Source organism: Spirosoma horti (assembly GCF_054776595.1).
In genome coordinates this window covers 565352-580847 of the sequence record NZ_BAAHBQ010000003.1, presented here as the reverse complement: position 1 = coordinate 580847, position 15496 = coordinate 565352, and the positions used below count along the sequence as shown (strand labels likewise).

At 53.9% G+C, this 15496-nt stretch carries 7 protein-coding genes; 6 read left to right on the top strand and 1 reads right to left on the bottom strand.

Features of this window, described 5'->3' with window-relative positions:
* Positions 1-29: 29 nt before the first annotated feature.
* Positions 30-1601 carry an FG-GAP repeat domain-containing protein gene (locus ACYVAM_RS10225; RefSeq protein WP_461066528.1) on the bottom strand — a complete coding sequence of 524 codons (1572 nt, stop codon included), beginning with the start codon at positions 1599-1601 and terminating at the stop codon, positions 30-32.
* 527 nt (positions 1602-2128) lie between these two features.
* Between ACYVAM_RS10225 and ACYVAM_RS10220 the strand changes: the two genes are divergently transcribed.
* The 6 genes from ACYVAM_RS10220 to ACYVAM_RS10195 all read left to right on the top strand — a co-directional run bounded on the left by ACYVAM_RS10220 (position 2129) and on the right by ACYVAM_RS10195 (position 15482).
* Positions 2129-4195 (top strand): alpha-L-fucosidase, encoded by a 2067-nt coding sequence (locus ACYVAM_RS10220; RefSeq protein ID WP_461066526.1) that lies wholly within the window; start codon positions 2129-2131, stop codon positions 4193-4195.
* 98 nt (positions 4196-4293) lie between these two features.
* Positions 4294-6846 carry a carboxylesterase family protein gene (locus tag ACYVAM_RS10215; RefSeq protein ID WP_461066524.1) on the top strand — a complete coding sequence of 851 codons (2553 nt, stop codon included), beginning with the start codon at positions 4294-4296 and terminating at the stop codon, positions 6844-6846.
* 10 nt (positions 6847-6856) lie between these two features.
* Positions 6857-8104: a hypothetical protein gene (locus ACYVAM_RS10210; RefSeq protein ID WP_461066522.1), complete on the top strand. Its 1248-nt coding sequence runs from the start codon at positions 6857-6859 to the stop codon at positions 8102-8104.
* Between the two features lie 127 nt (positions 8105-8231).
* Entirely contained in the window at positions 8232-10514 is a 2283-nt protein-coding gene (locus tag ACYVAM_RS10205) for a family 20 glycosylhydrolase (protein ID WP_461066520.1), read from the top strand.
* Positions 10515-10645: 131 nt separating this feature from the next.
* Positions 10646-13072 carry a glycoside hydrolase family 3 N-terminal domain-containing protein gene (locus ACYVAM_RS10200; RefSeq protein WP_461066518.1) on the top strand — a complete coding sequence of 809 codons (2427 nt, stop codon included), beginning with the start codon at positions 10646-10648 and terminating at the stop codon, positions 13070-13072.
* A gap of 109 nt (positions 13073-13181) precedes the next feature.
* Entirely contained in the window at positions 13182-15482 is a 2301-nt protein-coding gene (locus tag ACYVAM_RS10195; protein WP_461066516.1) for a GH92 family glycosyl hydrolase, read from the top strand.
* Positions 15483-15496: the final 14 nt, after the last annotated feature.

Here is a 15496-nt window from a genome sequence, read left to right as displayed (position 1 = left end):
CGGCTTGCCCATTTTTGTTGTCTGGCTGTTTACTTCCCCTGATTTTCTAGCACCAGCAGTTGCGGAAAAGACGTAATGCCTTTGAAGAGCAACTGGGTCATTTCACCAACCGTATGGAAGTAAGACCCCAGCACGATATCCAGATCGCCATCCTGATCGATATCGGCGGCTTCCATCGTTAGCCATTTTCCGTTGGCGGCCTCCGGGGTGCTGAACGGTTTGAAGGTCAGTTGGCCTTCGTTGACCAGGTAAATAAATCCCTGTTCCGGCTGGGCCAGCGTCGTGTAGAACGATGTAGCCGCAATGTCCAGATCGCCATCCTTGTCGAAGTCGCGGGCGATGGCTTTGCTGGCGCCGTACAAGGGGTAAAACCAGGCTTCGCGGAAGTTGTCTTTTTTGTCGTTGAGATAGATGTGAATGCCGTGGTAGTTCTTGTTGATGGCCGAATAGTCCCAGTTGTCGCCATTGGCCAGCAGAATATCCTGAAAACCATCTTTATTGAAATCAACGAGTTCAACATAGCTGGACCCAAACACGGGCGGGAAACGCAACACGGTTTTCTCTTTGAACCGTCCGTTTCCCTGATTGTAAAAAATCGACACTTCTTCCCGCGCCTGCGCCATCAGGGCCATAATATCGGGCTTTTTGTCCCGATTGAAATCCGCAATCACCACGTTGCGCGCACCTGGCACGGCTTTCAATACATGCTCCTTCGTTGGCTCGAATCCATCGTACCAGAACAGCTTCCCGGCGTTATTCCCGAATCCGCAAATGACAACATCGTCTTTACCATCGGCATTGAGGTCGCCGGAAGCAAACTGCACGGGACGGGGCAAATCCCGAATATTGATCGGGCTGGAACCAGGCTTTGCCGATCGTTCCAGTGTCATGAGTCGGCCCAGGTGCTGATCGGACGGACGGAAAACACCGATAGTCAGGAGCCTTGGAGCCGAATTTTTCGGGAAATCGATATCCGTTGGCGGGGTGTCGATCCACCACGTATCGGCCAGTTGAAGCTGGGCGTTGAGTACGTACAGGGCATTCTGGGCATCGCCTACGTAAAGCTGCCCGGTGTTGTTGTCGTATTTCAACAGGGTCGTTTGCGGCACGGGTTTATCACCGAGAGTCAGTTCCTTTGGCCTGAATAAGGGAAGCGCATTGGTGACTGACGGATGGGGTTTTTGCGGCAATGGTTCGGTGGGCGCTGCCTGTTCATAATAATGAACAATTTTCTCCCAGTCGTTCAGGGATAGGGCAGCCGTTTCAGGGTAAATCGTCAAGTCACGAATCGCCTGTTCTTCCTCGGGCGAAAGCGGTTTTAAGGTATCCTGCTCGGGAAGTTTGAGCCCAAGCCGTCTGGCCATGTTTGGCAGAACGCCCGTAACCCAGGTCTTTTTGTCCAGTAGTTCAGGAGCGGGAAACAAATGACAGCTTCCGCAATGGCGCATAGCCAGTTGTTTGCCCGTGGCGTTTGAGTCGAGTAGCGTTACGCCTGTACGTGTTGCCGAAGTACGTTCTCTAATTGCCGGTTGATCAGGAAGAGAAAAAGAGACGATCCAAAGAGAAACGAGGAGGAGTAAACCAATTGTGTAAGAAGGCATTAGATGATGACGTTGCTGTAGGGTAGTTGAATAGGTAAAGAACCAAAAATTGTTATCAGGCTCGACAAAGAGTAGCCTTTAAATTATGCAAACGCCGGGTTAATTGGGGTGTGTTAAATAAGTCTCGAATCAACCCTCTATCAGCCCATCGCTTTAGCGGTGGGTTTACAGAATACGGGTATTTATCGGCGTTCCCCCGGTTGAAGCCGGGGGCTAATAAAGAATTTATTCGGCCCTTATTTACTACAAATCAATAAACTCCGCACAATGCACTAATTAAATTATCTGCGCCGGTTTTCGACCCAGTGTCTGTGAGAATTTAAAATCCAGTCCCAGAAACACCCGCCAAACGATATAGACCCGTGTGGCTATTTAACGATATAGTTAATAAATTTTTTTCTAAATGGCAGAAGCTTTTATATAAAATTTAAAATAGCGGTATCTTTGCTTTCTACCTGTTTCGGTAAAAGTAAGTCTTTTTTACAGGCCTTCCGGCAACCAGTCTGAATGACCCTTTCCTAACGTCTATGCGTTTTTTCTGCTTCATTATCCTCTTTGTCAGCCTATCCTGGCTGGCACCTGCTCAAACGCCAGCGCCCTTTGGTGCTGTACCATCGCCCCGCCAGTTGGAGTGGCACAAAATGAAGTACTACGCTTTCGTCCATTTCAACATGAACACCTTCACCAACGAAGAATGGGGACGTGGCACCGAAACGGCTAATCAGTTCAATCCCAGCCAGCTCGACTGTCGGCAATGGGCGAAAGTAGCCAAAGAAGCGGGTATGGAAGGGATCATTATCACCGCCAAGCACCACGATGGGTTTTGCCTCTGGCCGTCGAAATTTACCGAACACTCTGTCAAAAACAGTACGTGGCGCGATGGAAAAGGCGACGTCCTGAAAGACCTGTCGGCAGCCTGCAAAGAGTACGGACTGAAATTCGGAATTTACCTGTCCCCCTGGGATCGGAACCACCCCGCCTACGGTACGCCCGAATACAATGACATTTTCAAAAACACGCTCAAAGAAGTTCTGACGCAGTACGGTGACGTCTACGAAGTATGGTTCGACGGGGCCAATGGCGAAGGACCAACTGGCAGGAAGCAAGTGTACGACTGGCCGGGCTTCATTGCTACGGTGCGCCAGTATCAGCCCAACGCCGTTATTTTTAGTGATGCCGGTCCCGATATTCGCTGGGTGGGTAACGAAGATGGGTACGCGGGCGAAACGAACTGGAGTACGCTCAATCGGGACAAAGTGTATCCCGCTTATCCGAACTACTGGGAGCTAACGCTGGGCCACGAAGATGGCACCCACTGGGTACCTACTGAAGTGAATTGCTCGATCCGCCCCGGCTGGTATTACCACGCCAGTGAGGATACTAAAGTAAAATCACTGGAACACCTGGTCGACATCTATTACAGCTCGATTGGGCGTAATGGCAACTGGCTGCTCAACCTGCCCGTCGACCGGCGGGGGCTGGTTCACGAAAACGACGTGGCCCGGCTCATGGAATTAAAAGCCTATACCGATAAGGCATCGGTTAACCTGGCCGGTGGTAAGTCGATAACGGCCAGCAGTATCTTTCGGAAAACCCCTACCTACGCAGCTACGAACATCCTCGATAAAAGCCGCGATACCTACTGGGCGGCCGCTGATGGCGCAAAGCAAGCGACGCTTGATATTGATTTGGGTAAACCTACGACGCTCAACCGACTGCTCATTGAAGAGTACATTGCGTTAGGACAGCGCGTGAAGAAATTCTCGGTATCGGCCTGGCAGGCGGGAAAATACCAGACCATCGCGCAGGGAACGACCATCGGTAATCGGCGTATTCTGCGCTTTCCAACCCTAACGGCCAGTAAGATTCGGGTGAACATTGAGGAGTCGAAAGCCAGCCCACTCATTCGGCTGATCGAAGTGTACAACGCGCCCGAATTGATTGTTACGCCGGTGATCAGCCGGAGTAAAGAGGGTCTGGTGACGATTGCCTGCCCCCGCACTACGGACCCGGTTATTACTTACACTACCGACGGATCGGAGCCGACGGCCAGCAGCCCCCGGTTCGGAAAGCCATTTGCGCTGGTGCAGGGCGGAACCGTCAAGGCCCGCGCTTTTATCGACAACCTGAAAAAAGCCAGCAGCCCCGTTTCGGCTGAGTTCGACATCAGCGCAACCAAATGGACGGTCGTGTCGGCGGGTGGCTCGACATCTAGCAAAGGAGCCGATCGTCTGATTGATGGGAACATCAATACATTCTGGCAACAGCGCAAGACCGGTGACGAGCCGGCCTCGGTCATTCTGGATCTGGGCGAGACCCTGCCCCTGCGTGGGTTCACGTACCTACCCCGCCAGGATGGTAAAAAAGAGGGCATCGTCTATCGGTATGCGGTGTCTATGAGCCAGGATGGGAAAACCTGGTCGGCCCCAGTCAGTCAGGGTACATTCAACAACATCAATAATAACCCCATTGGGCAGTCGATTCGATTCGCCCAGGTGCAGTCCGGGCGTTACCTGAAGTTCGACGCCCTCGAAACCACCGGCAGTAACGATGCCACCGTTTCTATTGCTGAATTAGGGGTGCTAACGCGCTAGTAGTCAGACGTCAAACAGAGGAAATAGTTTAGTCACATCGGACAGCCGAAGCGGTTAAACTATTTCCTCAATACTAACTTTTCTCTTATACCTCAAACATGCTGAAATTAATTACTTGCCTTGCCACTGCGCTTATCCCGCTAGGTTATGCAGGGGCGCAAACAGCTCCCAAGACACCTGATCCCAAAACATATACCTTCACCAAAGGACTGGTTGCCCTGACCGGCAGCCGCTACGGACGGGAAGCCATTTATACCGATCCGCTGGCTCACCAACTCTATAGCGGGACGCTCAAACAACCCGCAGAAGGGGCCGTGTTCGGGGCCGACGAGAAAGGAACCGACATAAAATGGATGGCTGTAACGGCTGATAGCCTGAATCGGCTCCGGCTTCGGACTGGATTTCGGGGCAACGGGGGAGCCCCAGCAGGTCCGGGTGTGGTGGCCGGTAGCCTGCGGGGCGGCATCGGTGGGGGCGGAGGCTACACCTACCTCACCTACCCATCGACGCGCGACCAGGTAGCGTTGTTGACCATAAAAGGCAACAGTAACGTCTACGTAAATGGCGAGCTACACATGGGTGATGCCTATAGCATGGGGTATCTGCACATTCCCATCAAGCTCAAAAAGGGGCTGAATGAGTTTTACGTACGGGGCGTCATGATTACGGCGAACCTGGCTTTCCCCGACAAACCGGCGCTGTTATCGACCGACGACCCGACACTGCCCAGCATCCGATTGGGCGAATCCAATGCCTCCCTGCAAGGGGCTGTCGTTGTCGTGAACACCTCAACAACGCCATTGTCGGGTCTGCAATTGACCAGCAAACTAGCGGGAAAAACCCTGACCACTGAGCTGCCCATCGTTCCGGCATTGTCGAGTCGAAAAGTGTTATTTACGTTTGACGGAAGCAGTATCACCGCCAGGGGCCCGCAACCTTGCGCATTGACGCTTACGCAAAAAGGAAAACCACTCGACGCAGGTACCGTTTCGGTGGAGGCCGTTCCGACGGGAGCATCCTACAGCCGGACGTTCATTAGTCAGATCGATGGGAGTTTGCAATACTATGCCGTAACGCCACAGTCGTCGGTCAGCACGGCTCCCTCGGCCTTGTTTTTGTCGGTACATGGGGCAGGTGTAGAAGCCAGCGGTCAGGCGCGGGCCTACAAAGCCAAAGACTGGGGAAATCTGGTGGCAGCGACCAACCGTCGGCCACGCGGTTTCAACTGGGAAGACTGGGGGCGCATCGACGCCCTGGAAGTGTTGGCTATCGCTAAAAATACGTTCAAACCTGACCCGCAACATGTGTACCTGACGGGCCACTCTATGGGTGGGCACGGCACCTGGTTTCTGGGCGCTACCTACCCTGATAAATGGGCGGCCATTGCCCCCTGCGCAGGTTATCCGACGTTGAAAGAATATGGTTCTGCCGATGGCGTGATTCCCGAAACCAGCAGTGATCCCCTCGAACAGATGTTGCTTCGGGCTGGCAATCAGAGCGATGTGCTGAAACTGACGAGCAACTACAAACCGCTGGGCATTTATGTTCTGCACGGCGACGCCGACCGGACAGTGCCCGTGACCTACGCGCGCCAGATGCGAAAGATCCTTGGCGAATCGCAGCCCGACATGAGCTATTACGAGTATCCTGGTGGCAGTCACTGGTTTGGCGATGAGAGTGTGGACTGGAAACCGTTGTTCGACTTTTTCAAATGGCACAAGATCGGCGTCGACTCGACCGTTAACGAAATCGATTTCATGACGGCCAATCCGGGCATCTCATCGACCTATCGCTGGGCGTCCATCGAGCAGCAAACCCAGCCACTGCTCTACAGCCGCATACAACTCAACCGCAAAGGGAAGACTATTGCAGGAACCACCATCAACGTGGCTCTATTGAAATTGGCGCTGAACGAATTTGCCGCAAAAACACCTCTGACCATTACGCTGGATAGCACAACGGCTATCACCTATACGACGACAAGTGCGCAGGATACGCTGTTTCTACGCCGGGCGAATGGGCAGTGGCAGCCCGCTCAACGGCCCGATGTCGCGCAGAAAGGGCCACATCGGAACGGTACGTTCAAAGATGCGTTCAACAACCGAATGGTCTTTGTATACGGTACCAAAGGCACTAAAGAGGAAAACGACCTGAACCTGCAGAAAGCCCGCTACGATGCCGAAACCTGGTATTATCGTGGCAATGGTGCCATCGACCTTGTGGCCGATACGGATTATTCGCTGGTAACCTATGCCAATCGGGGCGTTGTGCTGTTCGGAAACGCCACTACCAATGCCGCCTGGAAACAACTCCTGGCCGACTGCCCGATTCAACTGGAGCGGAACCGCGTGCGGGTGGGCGCTCAGCAATGGCAGGGCGATGACCTGGCGGCTTATTTCGTCTGGCCCATCAAAGGGTCGGCCACCGCGTCGGTCGCCGTCGTTGGCGGAACGGGTGTGAAAGGTATGCGGGCGGCTTTGGCCAACCAGTACTTTGCCGGAGCCAGTGGCTTTCCTGACTTCATGATCTTCGGTCTGGATATGGTGCAGACGGGAAGTAAGGGTGTTCGGATGGCGGGATTCTTCGACAACGACTGGAAATTAACACCGCAGCAGTACAGCATTAATGGCCAAATGAGTGGACGTAAATAAACCCATCCGTGTGAAAAATTACCTCACTAGCTTACTAATCTGGCTTGTTATAGCCGCAACGGGCGTAGCGCAGCCCATTAAGTCGTTGACAGACTGGCTGGCCGTGCGTCCTGAACAACGAGCCAACTTCACCGCTCAATCGTTCAGCCATACCGGACTGACGCGTTCGGAGGCTGACCAGGCGGCTATGCTTTTGCTGGCCGATATCCGTGCCCAACAGGCTGCCCAGCTACAAAAGGGGTGGGCCGAAAAGTCCCTGACGGATGGCGAACACGTGCTGAGATTCGACTACCACCTGTTTGGCGAAAAACCAAAAGACGGTCGAAGCCTGTTTATTTCGCTGCACGGCGGTGGCAATGCACCGGCTGCTGTCAACGACCAGCAATGGAAAAACCAGATTGGTCTCTACAAACCGTCGGAGGGCGTTTACGTCGCTCCACGCGCGCCAACTAATACCTGGAACCTCTGGCACGAAGCACACATCGATCCGTTGCTCGACCAACTGATTCAGGCCGCTGTGCTGGTAGAAGGCGTGAACCCGGACAAGGTGTATATCATGGGCTACTCCGCCGGTGGCGATGGCGTCTATCAATTAGCTACCCGCATGGCTGACCGCTGGGCGGCAGCCGCCATGATGGCGGGCCACCCCAACGAGGTAACACCAGTGAACCTTCGTAACATTGGCTTTACGCTTCACATGGGCGCGCTGGATAAGGCGTATGACCGCAACAAAATTGCCGAACGATGGGGCCATTGGCTGGATAGCCTGCAAACCGCCGATCCCGGTGGCTATAAACACCTGGTTCAGTTGCACGAGGGCCGTAGCCATTGGATGCAACGGGAAGATACGGTAGCAGTTCCCTGGATGAGGCAGTTCCGGCGTAACCCGATTCCCGACAAAGTTGTCTGGAAGCAGGACGACCGGCTACTGCCGGATTTCTACTGGCTGGCCGCGCCCGAAAGTCAACGGAAAGCGGATTGGGAAGCCATTGTGTCGTACAAAGGCAACACCATCCGGATTGAGAAAAATGACTATGATACGTTATGCATCCGTCTGAATGACAAGATGATGAATTTGGATAAGCCCGTCGAGGTGTTGTATGATGGGAAACGTATCTTTAACGCAAAAGTGACGCGAACGCCTGCAACGTTGCGGCAAACTATTACTGGCCGACATGACCCAGGACTAATCTTTTCGGCAGAAATAACCATTCGGGCAGTAGCCGGAAAATTGACCGCTGTCGCTGCCAATGGCTAGCAGATTCCTGACTGACTAAAATAAGCGTTTAGTCAATCTCGCCGGGTTTTAACCCGGCGAGATTGACCGCTACCTGATAAAGTAAAGCTGAATTTACCGGATAAAAGGTGCTGATCCCACTATGTCAATGACCCGATTGTATTTCCTGTTCCTCACCTCCTTATCGATTGCCTTGTCTGGACAGGCACAGGATATGGCCCGGCGGTATCCGCTCATTCCCTATCCAACGTCGCTGAAAGCCGCGTCGGGGCAGTTTGCCGTAACAGCGCAAACGGCGCTGGTCGTTCAGGATCGCCGGTTCGCGGGTGAAGCCCGTCAACTGAATGCCCTGTTGCAACAGGGGCTCGGCAAAACGCTTCCGGCGAAGGGGAGCGGGTCAAAAATTGTTCTTCAGCACGATCCCGCTATGGCGAATCCTGAAGGCTATGAACTGACCATCACGCCACAGCAGGTGACCCTGAAAGCGAGTCAGCCCGCTGGCATGTTTCGGGCTGTGCAAACGATTCGGCAACTATTGCCCATTCGTATTGAGAAACCCGGAAAAGCCGTTGCGTCGCTGACGCTGCCCGCCGTGACGATTCAAGACCAGCCCGCCTATGGCTGGCGGGGAATGCACCTCGATGTATCGCGGCATTTTTATTCGATGGATTACCTGCGAACGTTTATCGACCGGCTGGCGCTGTACAAATTCAATAAATTTCACCTGCATCTGACCGACGATCAGGGGTGGCGGCTGGAAATAAAAGCGTACCCAAAACTGACCAGCGAAGGGGCCTGGAGAACCTTCAATAACCAGGATTCGGTCGTGTTGAAACGGGCCGCTACCAACCCCGACTTCGAGCTGCCAAAGAAGTTTATTCGGCAAAAGAACGGACAGACGCAATACGGTGGCTTTTATACCCAGACTCAGATGCGCGCCCTGATTGCCTACGCAGCCGCCCGGCACATCGAAATCATTACCGAAATAGACATGCCCGGCCACCTGAGTGCCGCCATCAAGGCGTATCCATTCCTGAGTTGTACGGGCAAGCCAGGGATGGGCAAGACGTTTTCTGTTCCCATCTGTCCCTGCAACGAACCTACCTATACCTTCATGGAAACGGTCCTGAGCGAAGTTATCGCCCTGTTTCCCAGTCAGTATGTTCACATCGGGGCCGATGAAGTGGAAAAGTCGACCTGGACTGAGTCTGCCGCCTGTACCGAATTGATGAAGCGGGAAGGTATCAAAACCGTGGAGGAGTTACAAAGTTATTTCGTACACCGGATCGAGAAATTCGTGCAGTCGAAAGGCAAGAAACTAATGGTTTGGGATGACGCTCTCGAAGGCGGACTAAAACCTTCGACCGCCGTTATGTACTGGCGGAGTTGGGTGAAAGATGCCCCCCAGAAAGCGGCCAAAAATGGCAATGACGTGGTCATGACGCCGGTTAGTAACCTGTATTTCGATAGCCCTCCGGGCATTCGGTCGGTGGAAAATGTATACAACATTGCGGTTGTTCCCGAGGGCGTAACGGCCAGCCAGACGAAGCAGTTTCTGGGTGCTCAGGCCAATATCTGGACGGAATACATCTCAACTGAAAATCGCGTCGATTACATGGCGATGCCCCGCATGACGGCGCTATCGGAAGTGGTCTGGACGGGGAAAAAGGATTTTTCGTCTTATCAGGAACGGCTCCTTTCCCATTTTCTGCGCATGGAAACAATGGGTATTCATTACCGCTTACCCGATCTGACCGGCTTTGCCGAAGAGAACGTGTTTGTCGATAAAGCGGAGTTGCACATTAAAAAACCACTCGACAGCTACCTACTTCGTTACACAACCGACGGATCGCAGCCGGGGCCGGGCTCTCCGGAATTACCTGCTGGCTTAGCCATTACAAAACCGCAGACGATCAAGGTGGCGGCTTTTACACCATCGGGCGTGCGGGGCGATGTGTATTCGCTGCGTTACCAGCAACAGACCTATGCGACGCCTGCCAGTGCTGCCGGTTCAAGGGCTGGTTTACAGAGCAGCTACTTCAAGAAGTATTTTAAGGAAACGAAATTGATGAAGCTACAGGCCGTGGACAGCACATACACGATCAATAATGTGGTCGTACCTCTATCGGTCAACGCGCCCAGTTTCGGCATTCAGTTTCGAGGGTATCTGACGGTGCCCAAAACGGGCGTGTACAGCTTCTTCTACACCTGCGACGATGGAGGCATTCTCCGGATCGCGGATCGGATGGTTGTCGATAATGACGGCAACCATTTCCCGATTGAAAAAAGCGGCCAGGTGGCATTACAGAAAGGTGCTCACCCCTTCGAAGCCGATTTTATCGAAGGCGGGGGCGGCTTCACGCTTAAACTGAAATATAGCCTGAATGGCTCCGAGCCAATGGATATTCCCGATAGCTGGTTTACGCATTGACGTCGAGTATGTTTGTTTCTCCATCGTGACGTCCTGACCCGACTATCAATTCCAAGACCCTGAAACTAGTTTTTACTGCTCATTTTGGTTTATGAAATGGGTAGCTATGTATCCTGTTTATCTACGATCGAATGAAGTTTACTGTCCGTTACACCTTATTCGTTGCCATCACGTTTCCTACCCTGATTGCCCTCTCGGCCAGCGTACCTAAAGAACCCGTTCCGCTGTATAAAAATCCGTCGGCAGCCATCGAAAAACGAGTGCAGGACTTGCTCAAACGCATGACCGTCGACGAGAAGGTGGGCCAACTATCGACCTTGCTGGGTTGGGAGATGTATGATAAGCAGGGGGCTACGATTCAGGTCAGCAAGAAGTTTGAACAGGCTATTCAGGAGCAGAAAATAGGCGCGTTATGGGCTACTCTGCGGGCCGACCCCTGGACGCAGAAGACCCTGACCAATGGCCTCAACCCAGCGCTGGCCGCCCAGGCAACGAACGCTCTCCAGAAATACGCCATTGAACACAGTCGGTTAGGCATACCCTTGTTTCTCGCCGAAGAGTGCCCGCATGGCCACATGGCCATTGGCACAACGGTATTTCCAACGGCACTCGGGCAGGGTAGCACCTGGAACCCGGCTTTGATCGAACAAATGGCGGCTGCTATTGCCCGGGAAGCCCGGCTGCAGGGGGCGCATATTGGCTACGGCCCCGTACTCGATCTGGCCCGCGAACCGCGCTGGTCGCGCGTGGAAGAAACGTATGGCGAGGACCCCGTTCTGACCAGTCAGTTGGGGAGCGCTATGGTGCGTGGTTTCCAGGGGAAAGATCTGAAAAGTGGCCTCAATATCATATCGACGCTCAAGCATTTTGCGGCTTATGGCGTACCCGAAGGGGGGCATAATGGCGGTAGTGTCAGTCCGGGTATGCGCGAACTACAACGATCTTACCTGCCTGCGTTCGAAGCTGCCGTGAAGGCGGGTGCCCTGTCGGTGATGACTGCCTACAACTCCATCGATGGCGTTCCGTGTTCGGCCAATCCTTTTCTGCTGAAAACGATTCTGCGCGATCAATGGGGGTTCAAGGGATTCACTGTATCGGACCTGACCAGTATTTCGGGACTTTACGGCACTCACCGGGTAGCGGCCACACCCGCCGACGGAGCCGCCCTGGCCATCAACGCCGGACTGGACGATGATTTGAGTGGGTACGGATTCGGTAAAGCCCTGCTGGAAGCCATTCGCCAGAAAAAAGTGAGTAATGCGGTGCTGGATACGGCTGTCAGTCGTGTGCTGCGCCAGAAGTTTGCAATGGGCCTTTTCGAGAACCCTTACGTCGATTCCCAGAAGGCATCGACGGGCGTAAAAACCGATAGCCACGTGAAGCTGGCTCGCCAGGTGGCGCAGGAGGCCATCGTGTTGCTGAAGAACGAAAACAACTTGCTGCCGTTAGCCAAGAGCACGAAACACATTGCCGTCATCGGTCCCAATGCCGACAATGTGTACAACCAGTTGGGCGATTACACGGCCCCCCAGCCCGACGGTTCGGTCATAACGATGCTTCAGGGAATACGGACCAAGTTTGGGGCTGGTACCCGCGTAACCTACGCCAAAGGGTGCAGCATTCGGGATACGTCGTCGGCGGGTATTGCCGAAGCCGTAGAGACAGCCCGTGTCGCCGATGTGGTGGTTGTCGTGCTGGGCGGTTCCAGTGCGCGCGATTTCAAAACAGACTACCAGACAACCGGCGCGGCTTCGGTCAAGGCGACAGAGACATCGATCAGCGACATGGAAAGTGGCGAAGGGTTCGACCGGTCGTCGCTGGATTTGATGGGTCGCCAGCAGCAGCTACTGGAGGCTATCGTAAAAACCGGCAAACCCGTTGTTCTGGTGCACGTTCAGGGTCGTCCGCTGAACATGAACTGGGCTGCCGCGCACGTTCCCGCCCTGTTGACGACCTGGTATCCTGGGCAGGAGGGCGGTAATGCGCTGGCCGATGTGCTGGCCGGCGACTACAACCCGGCGGGTCGGTTGCCCATCTCGATTCCCAAATCGGTCGGTCAGTTGCCCGTTTATTACAACGCCAAGAAACCGGCCAGCCACGATTATGTCGAAGTCGACGCCAGGCCGCTGTTCGCGTTTGGGTATGGGCTGAGTTATACCTCGTTCGACTACAGCAATCTCACAATACAGGTGCTTGGCACAGGGAAGGATACCAGGGCAAAAGTATCTTTCTCGGTTAAAAACACCGGCACGCGGGATGGCGATGAGGTCGTTCAGCTGTATGTTGATGACAAAGTCAGTTCTGTCGTCGGGCCGATCAAGCAACTGAAGAAGTTCAGGCGGGTTCCGCTCAAAGCAGGGGAACAGAAAACCATTGAGTTCGACCTGACCGCCGATGACCTCAAACTGCTCGACTCGGCCCTGCACTGGGTGGCCGAAGCGGGTACATTCACCGTCATGGTGGGCCCGTCGTCCGATGTGATCCGGCTCACCAAAGCGTTTGAGTTACCCAATAGCATCTATCTGAAACCGAATGCATCGAGTGTATCAGCCCACTGAGTACTGATTCATTTTTGTCATGCTGACGAAGGAAGCATCTTCGCTAGTAGCATTATTAGCTGATTACCGGAGATGCTTCCTTCGTCAGCATGACAAAAAAAAGCCTGCTATGCTAGATTATAAATTACACGTCGAGCCAATAAAAACGCGCGTTCATCTTGTTGCCGCCTGGCTGTTGCTGCTGCCGATGCTGGCCGTCGGTCAGCCCGCTAAACCAGCCCAAAAGTTAGCGGGATTGACCCACCACGTCGACCCGTTTATTGGTACGGGCTTTCATGGACACGTTTTTATGGGCGCCAATGTGCCCTTTGGCGCTGTTCAGCTTGGCCCAACCCAGATGTCGCAGGGGTGGGACTGGTGTTCGGGCTATCACTATTCCGACTCGCTCATTGTTGGCTTTGCACATACCCACCTGAACGGAACCGGCATTGGTGATTTGGGGGATGTACTGATTATGCCAACCACTGGACCCGTTAAGTTAAGCCGGGGTACGACGCAGGACAGCCGGAGCGGGTACGCATCCCGTTTCTCACATAAAGACGAAACCGCCCGACCGGGGTACTATGCCGTTAAGTTACAACGGTACAACATTGCTGTGGCGCTGACCGCTACGGAACGGGTGGGCCTGCATCAGTACACATTTCCCAAATCCAGCGACGCCCACATCACGCTCGATCTGGGTGAAGGCGTGGGCGACCGGCCAACGGAAACGTATCTGGAACAAGTAAATGATTCGACCCTCGTTGGCTATCGTTTCTCGAAAGGATGGGCACCCGACCAGCGATTGTATTTTGCAGTTGTCTTTGCCAAACCGGTTCGCCAACTGGCGCTTTACAACGACCGGACAGCCGTTGCGGGCTCGTCGGCCAGGGGCGTTCGAATAAAGGGCGTTGTCAACTTTGCCACGCAGGCCAGTGAAAAGGTGCTGGTAAAAGTGGGGATTTCGCCGGTTAGTTCGGCCAATGCGCTGGCGAACATTCGAGCAGAGTTACCCCATTGGAACTTTGCTAAAGTGGCCGCCGACGCCGATGCCGCCTGGAACAGGGAACTGGGCAAGATCGTCGTGAAAACCAGCGACCAGAACCGGCTGAAAATCTTCTATACAGCCTTATTTCACACGCAGGTGGCTCCGTCGTTGTTTAATGACCACAACGGCGACTATCGCGGGGCCGACAAGCAGGTACACACAAAGGCATCCTTTGCCAACATGACTACCTTCTCGCTCTGGGATACCTACCGGAGTGCGCACCCCTTGTTCACCTTAACCCAGCCCAGGCGCGTATCGGATATGGTGAATTCGATGCTGGCGATCTGTGATCAGCAGGGAAAACTGCCCGTCTGGCACCTGGTCGGTAACGAAACCAACACCATGCCCGGCAACAGCGCCATGCCGGTTATTGCCGATGCCTGTCTGAAAGGTATTGCCGGAATTGACGTAAATCGGGCGTTCGAGGCCATGAAAAAAAGCGCCATGCTGGATGAGCGTGGGCTGAAATTCGTCAAACAGAAGGGCTACATACCCGCTGATAGCCTGGTGGAAAGCGTTGCGCGTGGGCTCGAATACGCCATCGATGACTGGGCCATTGCCCGGGTAGCCAAAAAATTAGGTAAGCCGGACGACTACGCTTATTTCAGTAAACGGGCCAAGGCCTACCAGCAGTATTTCGATCCGGAGACCCACTTCATGCGGGGTCGCGTATCGGATACCGAACGGCGCACGCCGTTCAGCCCAATCGTGTCCCGGCACATGAAAGATGATTTTGCCGAAGGCAATGCCTGGCAATATACCTGGCTGGTACCGCACGATGTAGAAGGGCTCATTTCGTTGTTTGGTACTGAGCAGGCATTCACCCAAAAGCTGGATTCGCTGTTCGTCATTAAAGGCGATATGGGCAACGAAGCGTCAAACGACATCACCGGCCTGATCGGGCAATATGCCCACGGGAACGAGCCCAGCCATCACATTACTTATCTCTACGGCTATGTAGGACAGCCGGGGAAAACGGCCGAAAAAGTGCGTTTCGTTCTCGACAGTATGTACACGACCCGGCCCGACGGGTTGATTGGCAACGAAGACGTTGGGCAGATGTCAGCCTGGTATGTATTGTCGTCGATGGGTTTTTATCCGGTCAATCCCGCGAATGGCGCCTACGTATTTGGCAGTCCCGTCTTCGATGAGATAAGTTTAAAACTGGAGAATGGAAAGACATTCCAGCTGAACGTACGGAACAATAGGGGGGCAAATCGCTACATCAAGCAGATGACCTTGAATGGCAAACCTTACACGAAATCGTATCTGACGCATCAGGCCATTCTGGACGGCGGAACACTGACGATTGTGATGGACAGCAAGCCCGGCACAGACTGGGGCGTTCGCCCGGACGATCGCCCACGGTCTGTGCTTAACTGAGTCTTTAACGCCAA

Bases quoted from the DNA above. Each gene is read 5' to 3' on its own strand.
- ACYVAM_RS10225 (WP_461066528.1), bottom strand. From the start codon at position 1,601: ATGCCTTCTTACACAATTGGTTTACTCCTCCTCGTTTCTCTTTGGATC.
- ACYVAM_RS10220 (WP_461066526.1), top strand. From the start codon at position 2,129: ATGCGTTTTTTCTGCTTCATTATCCTCTTTGTCAGCCTATCCTGGCTG.
- ACYVAM_RS10215 (WP_461066524.1), top strand. From the start codon at position 4,294: ATGCTGAAATTAATTACTTGCCTTGCCACTGCGCTTATCCCGCTAGGT.
- ACYVAM_RS10205 (WP_461066520.1), top strand. From the start codon at position 8,232: ATGACCCGATTGTATTTCCTGTTCCTCACCTCCTTATCGATTGCCTTG.
- ACYVAM_RS10200 (WP_461066518.1), top strand. From the start codon at position 10,646: ATGAAGTTTACTGTCCGTTACACCTTATTCGTTGCCATCACGTTTCCT.
- ACYVAM_RS10195 (WP_461066516.1), top strand. From the start codon at position 13,182: ATGCTAGATTATAAATTACACGTCGAGCCAATAAAAACGCGCGTTCAT.